We start from the raw sequence: 10,850 nt of genomic DNA, 5'->3' as shown, positions 1-10,850 counted from the left end.
GGCCGCCGTGCTCGCCCGCCGCCCGGGGGGCGGGGGCGGGGGGGGCGGGGGGCCCCCCGGCGCCCCCCCCCCCCCCCCCCCGGCCGTGCCGCCGAGCCTGCCCGCGAGGTGCGCGGCGAGCGCCTCGGGCGTGGGGAAGTCGAAGACGAGGGTCGCGGGCATCCGCTGCCCGGTGGCGGCGCCGAGGCGGTTGCGCAGCTCGACGGCGGTCAGCGAGTCGAACCCAAGGTCCTTGAAGGCGCGGTGGGGTTCCACGGCGTCGGGGCCGGAGTGGCCGAGCGTGGCGGCCGCCTGTGTGCGGACCACGTCGAGCAGCTTCTCGCGCAGCTCGTCGGGGTCGAGCCCGTCGAACGCACCCGACGCCTTGGCGGGCGCGGCGTCGGCGGCCCGGCGCGGCAGGGCCCGGACCAGGGACCGCAGCAGCGGCGGTACACCTTCCGTACGGGACCGGGCGCGCGCCCCTGCGAGGTCGAGGGGCATGGGCAGCAGCAACGGGTCGCCGGAGGCCAGGGCCAGGTCGAAGAGGGCGAGGCCCTGCTCGGAGGAGAGCGCGCCGGTGCCCCTGGTCAGCCTGCGGTGGTCGGTGTCGTCGAGGTGCCCGGTCATCCCGCTGGCCTCGGCCCACAGACCCCACGCCAACGACTGCGCCGTCAGACCCCGAGCACGCCGATACTGCGCCAACCCGTCCAACACCGCGTTCGCCGCCGCATACGCACCCTGACCCGCACCACCGAACACACCTGCAGCCGACGAGAACAGCACAAACGCATCCAGCTCACGATCCCGCGTCAACTCATGCAAAACCAACGCCGCATCCACCTTCGGACGCAACACCGCCCCCACCCGCTCAGGAGTCAGCGCCTCCACCACACCGTCATCCAGCACACCCGCCGCATGCACCACAGCCGACACCGGAAACTCATCCAGCAACGCTGCCGCCGCATCCCGATCAGCCAAATCACACGCCACCACCGACACCTCGGCACCCAGACCGACCAAAGACTCCTCGAGCTCCCGAGCCCCCTCAGCCTCCGGACCACGACGACTCGCCAACACAAGACGCCGCACACCATGAGCAGACACCAGGTGACGGGCCACCAGACCACCCAGCACACCTGTACCACCAGAAACCAACACCACACCCTCCGCACCCCACGGCACGGATACCCCCTCGGAGGCGGGCTCCGGGCGCAGCAGCCGGAAGGCGTGGACCTGCTCGCCGCGGATGGCCAGCTGCGGCTCGTCCAGGGTGATCAGGGAGCCGGCCTCCGCCGGGTCGAGGTCGCGGTCGGCGTCGACGAGGACAAAACGGCCCGGGTGCTCGGCCTGCGCCGACCGCAGCAGGCCCCAGACACCGGCGGCCGGGAGGTCAGCTGTGTCCGCGGCGACGTCGACGGCGTGACGGGTGACGAGGACAAGGGTGGTGTCGTCGTTCTCCGCATCGGCCAGCCAGGACTGCACCAGGTCCAGTGCCTCGGCGACCAGGGCGTGCACGTCCGTCGCACCGCCCGTACCACCGGTCAGGCTCTGTACGACAACTTCCCTGTTCCGTACGTGTGTTGCTGCTGTACGTGCAGGTATCGCCTGCCAGCCGGGGCGGAAGAGGGTGTCCGTGTTCGCCGCGGGGCCGAAGGACTCGACGGCCAGGGGCCGCAGGTCGAGGGCACCGACCGTGGCCACGGGTGCCCCGGTGTGGTCGGCCAGCTCGACCTCGACGGCATCGCCGTCGGCCCGGGCCAGGCGCACGCGCAGCGCGACTGCTCCCGCCGCGGCGAGCGAGACGTCCCGCCACGAGAACGGCAGCCAGGGGGTCTCCGAGTCGATGACGAAACCGCCCAGGCCGATCGCGTGCAGAGCCGCGTCGAACAGGGCCGGGTGTACGCCGAACCCGGCCGCCTCGCCGTGCGCACTGTCGGCGAGCGCCACCTCGGCGAAGACCTCGTCGTCGCGGCGCCACAACCGCCGCAGCCCCTGGAAGGCGGGGCCGTACGTGATGCCGCGCGAGGCGAACAGATCGTAGGCGTGGTCGAGCGCCACCGGTTCCGCACCAGCGGGCGGCCACGCGGCATCGGACCAGGATGCCGGCTCGCGCTCTACGCGGTCCCGCAGCACGCCGGCGGCATTCCGGGTCCAGGCCCGGGTGCCCGCGCCGGTGGAACAAGAGTGGATGTGCACGGCACGGCGCCCGGACTCATCGGTGTCAGTGACTGCCACCTGGACGTCGATCGCACCGGACGCGGTGAGCGACATGGGCGTCTCAAGGGCGAGCTCCTCGACGACCGCGCTGCCCGTCTCGATGCCGGCGCGCAGTGCCAGCTCGAGGAGGGCGGTGCCGGGTACGACGACGCGCCCGGCGACGACGTGATCGGCGAGCCAGGGGTGCGTGTCGAGAGAGATCCGGCCGGTGAGCAACGCACCCTGACCGTGGGCGAGTTCGACTGCCGCACCGAGCAGGGGGTGATCCGCGGAGGCAAGACCGGCCGAGGTGATGTCGCCCTGACGGACGGGACCGGGCTCCAGCCAGTAGTGCTGGTGTTGGAAGGCGTAGGTGGGCAGGTCGACGCGGCGGGCGTCGGAGGGGAAGACCTTGGGCCAGTCCGGTGTGACGCCGTGGACGTGCAGTTCGGCCAGGGAGGTCAGGAGACGGTCGAGGCCGCCGTCGTTACGGCGCAGCGAACCGACCGTGACCGCCGGGGAGCCCGCGTCCTCAATGGTCTCCTGGATGCCGATACTGACGACCGGGTGGGGGCTGGACTCGACGAACACGCCAAAGCCGTCGTCGATCAGCATGCGCGTCGCGGTCTCGAACTCCACCGTCTGACGCAGATTCGCGTACCAGTACTCCGCATCGAAAGCAGAGCCGTCCTCGATACGGCCCGTCACCGTGGAATACACCGGTATCTCACCCGCCTGCGGGCGGACCGGCGACAGTACGTCGAGGAGTTCGTCGCGCAGTTCCTCGACATGCGCGGAGTGCGAGGCGTAGTCGACCGCGATACGACGGGCCCGCACATCCGTCCCGGACCAGCGGGCAAGAAGTTCGTCCAGACCCTCCACATCGCCCGAGATCACCACGGAGTGCGGCCCGTTGACAGCCGCGACCGAGACCCGGCCCTCAAAGCCGGACAACTCCTCACGGACACGATCAACAGGAAGCGGCACAGAAACCATGCCACCCCGCCCCGCCAGCGCCACGATCGAGCGCGACCGGAGCGCCACCACACGCGCCGCATCCTCCAACGACAAAGCACCTGCCACACACGCAGCCGCGATCTCCCCCTGCGAGTGACCCATCACCGCCGACGGACGAACACCCCAGTCCCGCCACACCGCCGCCAGCGACACCATCACCGCAAACAGCAACGGCTGAACCACATCCACCCGCTCAACATCCACCCGGCCATGAAGAGCGTCCTCAAACGACCAATCCGTAAACGCAGCCAGAGCCTCACCACACTCAGCCATCCGCGCCGCGAACACCGGCGAAGACTCCATGAGTTCGAGGGCCATGCCCTGCCACTGCGAACCCTGACCCGGGAACACAAAAACCACCCGACCCGCATCCGAGGCAACACCCTCAACCACACCAGTAGCCGAACGCCCCTCAGCAACAGCCGACAGACCCTCAAGCAACTCCGCACTGCCGGCACCGACGACCACAGCCCGGTGCTCCAACGCCGCCCGCGACGTCACCAACGAGAAACCCACATCCGCCGGCGACTCGTCCGTGACAGTGGCGATGAGCTTCGCCGCCTGCGCCCGCAACGCCGCCGCCGACCGACCGGACACCGCCCACGGCACCGGCACACCACCCGAAGCGGACTCACCGGTCTCGGTCGCCTCGGCGGCCGGCTCCGGCGCCTGTTCAAGCACCACGTGCACGTTGGTCCCGCTCATCCCGAACGACGACACACCCGCCCGGCGCAGACGCCCCTCGGCCTCCGGCCAGTCCCGCGCCTCCGTCAGCAGCTCCACCGCACCCGCCGACCAGTCCACATGCGGGGTCGGCTCATCGGCATGGAGCGTGGGCGGCAGGATGCCGTGCCGCATCGCGAGGACGGTCTTGATGACCCCTGCGAGGCCCGAAGCGGCCTGTGTGTGGCCGATGTTGGACTTCACCGAACCCAGCCGCAGGGGGTGGCCCTCGGGCCGGTCCTGCCCGTACGTCGCGAGCAGCGCCTGCGCCTCGATCGGGTCGCCTAGGGCCGTGCCGGTGCCGTGTGCCTCGACCACATCCACGTCGGAGGCCTCCAGGCCCGCGTTGGCCAGTGCCTGGCGGATGACGCGCTGCTGGGCCGGGCCGTTCGGGGCCGTGAGCCCGTTGGAGGCGCCGTCCTGGTTCATCGCCGAGCCGCGCAGTACCGCTAGGACCGTGTGGCCGTTGGCCTGGGCGTCCGACAGGCGCTCCAGGACGACGACGCCGACGCCCTCGGCCAGGGACATGCCGTCCGCGTCCGCCGAGAACGCCTTGCAGCGGGCGTCCTTGGCCAGGCCACGCTGGCGGCTGAACCCGATGAAGGCTCCCGGCGTCGACATGACCGCAACGCCGCCCGCGAGCGCCATGTCGCACTCGCTCTGCCGCAGCGACTGCGCCGCCAGGTGCAGGGCCACCAGGGAGGACGAGCAGGCCGTGTCGACCGTGATCGCCGGGCCTTCCAGTCCCAGCGTGTAGGAGATCCGGCCGGAGACCACGCTGGAGGCGGTGCCGACCAGGAGGTGGCCCTCCGAGACGTCCTCAGTGCCGCGCAGCCGGCCGCCGTAGTCCTGGTAGTTGACGCCGGCGAAGACACCGGTGCGGCTGCCGCGCAGGGCGTCGGGAGCGATGCCCGAGCGCTCCACGGCCTCCCAGCTGGTCTCGAGGAGGAGCCGCTGGTGCGGGTCGAGGGCGGCGGCCTCGCGCGGTGAGATGCCGAAGAAGGCGGGGTCGAAGTCGGCAAGGCGTTCCAGGAAGCCGCCTTCGCGCACGTAGCTGGTGCCTGCGTGGTCCGGGTCCGGATGGTAGAGGGAGCCGACGTCCCAGCCCCGGTCCTCGGGGAAGGGCGAGATGGCGTCGCCGCGCGCGGCGACGAGCCGCCACAGGTCCTCGGGGGCCGCGACGCCGCCCGGGTAGTGGCAGGCCATGCCGACGATCGCGACCGGCTCGTCGTGCGCCACGGTGCCTGTGGTCTCGACGGTGGCGGAACCGGCCGTCCCGGTGCCGAACAGCTCGCCGTCCACGTACTCGGCGAGGGCGAGCGGCGTCGGGTGGTCGTAGACGAGGGTCGCCGGAAGCCGCAGGCCGGTAGCCTTGTTGAGACGGTTGCGCAGGTCGACGGCGGTGAGCGAGTCGAGTCCGGCCTCGCGGAAGGCGCGGCCCGCGTCGACCGCGTCCGCCGAGGCGTGGCCGAGGGCGGTGGCCGTCTGGGCGCGTACCGTGTCGAGAACCGCGCGCAGACGCTCGTCGCGAGGCAGCCCGCCGAGCCGCCGGTGCAGTTCGGAGGCGGCGCCCGGCTGCGCGGCAGTGCGTTCGACGGCCTGGCGTTCGGCGTCGGCGGCGGCCCTCACCTCGGGCACCTCCGTGATGAAGGTGCTCGGGCGCGCCGAGGTGAACACGGGCACGAACCGGTCCCAGGCCACGTCCGCGACGGCGATGAACGTCTCCTCGTCCTCAAGTACCTGCTGCATGCCTAGGACCGCGAGGTCCGGGTCGAGGAACGGCAGCCCTTGACGGCGTACGCGCTCGGGGTCGACACCCTCGTGGACGTGTTCGTCGTTCCACTCGTTGACGGCCGCCCACACGCCCCAGGCGATGGAGGTGCCGGGCAGGCCACGGGCGCGCCGCTCCTGGGCGAGGGCGTCCAAGTGGGCGTTGGCGGCGGCGTACGCGCCGTGGTCGCCGCTGCCCCAGACACCGGCGATGGAGGAGAAGAGGACGAACGCGTCCAGGGAGGCGTCGTCGAAGATCTCGTCCAGGATGCGGGCGCCCTCGACCTTGGCGCGCATCACGTCGTCGAAGTCGGCGAGGGTGCCGGACTCGATCGAGTCGAGCTTGATCAGGGCGGCGGCGTGGATGACGGCCCGTACGGGCGTGCCTTGGCCGGCCAGGTCGTCGACGAGGCCGCGCATGGCGTCGCGGTCGCTCACGTCGCAGCGGGCGAAGGTCAGCTCGGTGCCCGACGGGGCTATTTCAGCGGCGAGTTCACGGGATCCGGCCACGTCGCTGCCGCTGCGGGTGGTGAAGACGATGTGCTCGGCGCCGTTGCGGGCGAGCCAGCGGGCCACATGCGGCCCGAGCGCGCCGGTGCCGCCGGTGACGAGCACGGTGCCGCGCGGCCGCCACGCGTCGGGGCGGGCCGGGGGCCGGGTGGTGCGCACCAGACGGGGGACGTACAGGGCGGCGCGGCGCAGTGCGAACTGGTCCTCGTCGCCCGCGGCGCCGGTGAGCACCTGGGTGAGCCGGGCGCCGGCGCAGGAGGCCAGGTCCCCGCCCTCGTGCTCGTACGGCAGGTCCACGAGCCCGCCCCACACGGCGGGCTGCTCCAGGGCGGCGACCTTACCGAGCCCCCAGTACTGGGCCTGCTCGGCGGCGCGCACCGGGTCGGACGGAGCGACGGAGACCGCGCCCCGGGTCACGGCCCACAGCCGCACGGGGGCCCGGTCGTGTTCGGCCGCCAGGTCGCACAGGGCCTGGACGGCGGCGATGGTCAGGGCGAGCCCGACGGACAGCGAAGGGTGGTCCGGGTGCGCTTCCGGGGCGGCGGAAAGGAAGGAGAGGACTCCGGCGTACGGGGGCCGGTGCTGGTCGGTGGGCCGGTCCTGGTCCGTGGGCCGACCGTCGTCGCCGGTTCGCAGCGCGGCAGCGATCCGGTCGGCGATCAGCGTGCGGTCCGCGTCGGCAGTGGCGAGCCGCAGAATGGTGGTCTCGCGCCCGGTGGCGGTGAAGGCGTCGAGTGCCGTACGCACCCAGGGGTCTTCGGCGTCCGCGGTGTGCGGTACGAGGACGAGCCAGGGGCGGCTGTCGGACGCGGGGTCGACGGCGTCGGGGTGTGGCCGCCAGTCGACGCGGTACCTCCAGGATTCGACGGTCTGCTCCTGCCCCTGGCGGCTGCGCCAGGAGGAGAGCAGGGGCAGCGTCTCCTCAAGGGCGGTACGGGCGCTCTCGTCCCGGACACCGAGGGAACCGGCGATCTCCTCCAGGTCCTCGCGCTCGACGGCGTCCCAGAAGCGGGCGTCGACGGAGTCCATGCCGGCGGAGCCGGTGCCGGCGGTCTCGGTCCGGTCGGACTTCAGCCAGTAGTGCTGGTGTTGGAAGGCGTAGGTGGGCAGGTCGACGCGGCGGGCGTCGGACGGGAAGACCTTGGGCCAGTCCGGTGTGACGCCGTGGACGTGCAGTTCGGCCAGGGAGGTCAGGAGACGGTCGAGGTCCCCGTCGTTACGGCGCAGCGAACCGACCGTGACCGCCGGGGAGCCCGCGTCCTCAATGGTCTCCTGAACACCGATACTGACGACCGGGTGGGGGCTGGACTCGACGAACACGCCATAGCCGTCGTCGATCAGCATGCGCGTCGCGGTCTCGAACTCCACCGTCTGACGCAGGCTCGTGAACCAGTACTCCGCATCGAAGGCAGAGCCGTCCTCGATACGGCCCGTCACCGTGGAATACACCGGTATCTCACCCGCTTGCGGGCGGATCGGCGACAGTACGTCCAGGAGCTCGTCGCGCAGTTCCTCGACATGCGCGGAGTGCGAGGCGTAGTCGACCGCGATACGCCGCGCCCGCACATCCGTCCCGGACCAGCGGGCAAGAAGCTCGTCCAGACCCTCCACATCGCCCGAGATCACCACGGAATTCGGCCCATTGACAGCCGCGACCGAGACCCGGCCCTCAAAGCCAGACAGCTCCTCACGCACCCGGCCCACCGGCAACGGCACCGACACCATGCCGCCCTTGCCCGCCAACGCCACAATCGCCTTCGACCGCAGGGCGACAACCCGCGCCGCATCCTCCAGAGACAATGCGCCCGCGACACACGCAGCCGCGATCTCCCCCTGCGAGTGACCGATCACCGCTGACGGACGAACACCCCAGTCCCGCCAGACCTCGGCCAGCGACACCATTACCGCAAACAGCAACGGCTGAACCACATCCACCCGCTCGGCATCGACCCGGCCATGCAGGGCGTCCTCAAACGACCAGTCCGTAAACGCAGCCAGCGCCTCACCACACTCAGCCATCCGCGCCGCGAACACCGGCGAAGACTCCATCAACTCCAACGCCATGCCCTGCCACTGCGAACCCTGACCCGGGAAGACAAAAGCCACCCGACCCGCATCCGTGGCCACACCCTCGACCACACCAGTAGCCGAACGCCCCTCGGCAACAGCCTCAAGCCCCGCCACCAGCTCATCGCGCGACCCACCGACCACCACAGCCCGATGCTCCAACGCCGCCCGCGACGTCACCAACGAGAAGCCGACGTCCGCCGGCGACTCATCCGCAACAGACACCGCAGCCGCAAGCCGCGCAGCCTGCCCCCGCAACGCCTCCGCCGACCTGCCCGACACCACCCACGGCACCGGCACTACCGGCACACCATCCACCGGCTCAGAAACACCCTGGACCTGCTCCGGAGCCTGTTCCAGGATCACGTGGGCGTTTGTACCGCTCACGCCGAACGACGACACACCCGCCCGGCGCAGACGGCCCTCGGCCTCCGGCCAGTCCCGCACCTCCGTCAGCAGCTCCACCGCACCCGCCGACCAGTCGACCTGCGCGGAGGGCTCGTCCACATGCAGGGTCTTGGGAAGAACCCTGTGGCGCATGGCCTCGACCATCTTGATGATGCCCGCGACACCGGCGGCGGCCTGCGTGTGACCGATGTTGGACTTGATGGAGCCCAGCCACAGCGGACGGTCCGCGTTACGGTCCTGCCCGTACGTCGCGAGCAGGGCCTGTGCCTCGATCGGGTCACCCAGCTTGGTACCCGTACCGTGCGCCTCCACCGCATCCACATCGGCCGGGGTCAGACCGGCATTGGCCAGCGCCTGGCGGATCACCCGCTGCTGCGACGGACCATTCGGAGCCGTAAGCCCATTCGACGCACCGTCCTGGTTCACCGCGCTGCCCCGCACGACGGCCAGCACCTCGTGGCCGTTGCGCTCGGCGTCGGACAGGCGCTCAAGGACGAGCATGCCCACGCCCTCGCCGAATCCGGTGCCGTCGGCCGCACCCGCGAAGGCCTTGCAACGGCCGTCCGCCGCCAGGCCCCGCTGGCGGCTGAACTCCACGAGCAGTCCCGGCGTCGACATGACCGTCACACCGCCCGCGAGCGCCATCTCGCACTCACCGGTGCGCAGGGACTGCGCGGCCAGGTGCAGGGCGACGAGTGAGGACGAGCAGGCGGTGTCGACGGTGACGGCCGGGCCCTCAAGTCCGAAGGTGTACGCGACGCGGCCGGAGACCACGCTGCCCGAGTTGCCGGTGCCGAGGTGTCCCTCGACGCCCTCCGGTACGGAGGCGAGCCCGCTGGCGTAGTCCTGGTACATGACGCCGGCGAACACGCCCGTGCTGCTGCCGCGCAGCGAGTCGGGGGCGACGCCCGCCTGCTCGAACGCCTCCCATGTGGCTTCCAGGAGGAGGCGTTGCTGCGGGTCCATGGCCAGGGCCTCGCGCGGGGAGATCCCGAACAGGCCGGCGTCGAACTCGGCCACGTCGTGCAGGAAGCCGCCCTCACGCGTGTAGAAAGCGCCGGCGCGGTCGGCGTCGGGGTCGTACATGCCCTCGATGTCCCAGCCGCGGTCGCCGGGCAGGCCGGAGATCGCGTCGCCGCCGTCCGCGACGAGGTCCCACAGCTGCTGCGGGGAGCGCACGCCGCCGGGGAAGCGGCAGCTCATGCCGACGATGGCGATGGGCTCGTCGGTGTGGGCCGGCAGGGGCCGGTCCGGGGTGGTCGCGGTGGCCGGGGCGGTCTGCTCGTGACCGTACTCGCGGGCGAGCACGTCGGATATGTGCTCGGCGAGGACGGCGGAGGTGGGCTGGTCGAAGACGAGGGTCGCCGGGAGGCGCAGGCCGGTGGTGTTCGCCAGGCGGTTGCGCAGCTCGACGGCGGTGAGGGAGTCGAAGCCGAAGTCCTTGAAGGGGCGGTGCAGTTCGATCGCCTCGTGCGAGGCGTGCCCGAGCACGGCGGCGACGTGGCGGCGCACGCTGTCGAGCACGACGTGGTGGCGCTCGGCGGCGGGGAGCGCCGCCCACTCTTCGCCGGTCGTCCCGGGGGCCCGGTCCGCCACGGTGGCGGCGGACCGCTGCCGGGGCGGAGTGACGAGTCCTCGGAACAGGTGCGGGACCCCGCTCTCGCGTGCCTGCGCCCGTACGCGTTCCAGGTCGAGGCGTACGGGGAGGAGCAGGGCCTCATCGGCGGCGAGGGCGCTGTCGAGGGCGCGCAGGGCGTCGGTGGTGCTCAGGGCCGTGGCGCCGCCTCTGGTCAGCCTGCGGTGGTCGGTGTCGTCGAGGTGCCCGGTCATCCCGCTGGCCTCGGCCCACAGACCCCACGCCAACGACTGCCCCGTCAAACCCCGCCCACGCCGATACCGCGCCAACCCGTCCAACACCGCATTCGCCGCCGCATACGCACCCTGACCCGCATTCCCGAACACACCCGCAGCCGCCGAGAACAACACAAACGCATCCAGCTCACGATCCCGCGTCAACTCATGCAAAACCAACGCCGCATCCACCTTCGGACGCAACACCGCCCCCACCCGCTCAGGAGTCAGCGCCTCCACCACACCGTCATCCAGCACACCCGCCGCATGCACCACAGCCGACACCGGAAACTCATCCAGCAACGCTGCCGCCGCATCCCGATCAGCCA

The 10,850-nt window shown here is 71.5% G+C and carries 1 protein-coding gene; it reads right to left on the bottom strand.

Going from position 1 to position 10,850, the window contains the following annotated elements:
• Nucleotides 1-10,850 (bottom strand): type I polyketide synthase (locus tag ACGFN2_RS00005; protein WP_393356254.1); only part of this gene is annotated, 10,850 nt, incomplete at both ends.

Origin of the sequence: Streptomyces sp. NPDC048612 (assembly GCF_043199295.1) — a bacterium.
In the GTDB taxonomy this organism is placed as follows: Bacteria; Actinomycetota; Actinomycetes; order Streptomycetales; family Streptomycetaceae; genus Streptomyces.
The sequence above is the reverse complement of the archived record's forward strand: the minus strand, read 5'-3'. Positions and strand labels throughout refer to the sequence as shown.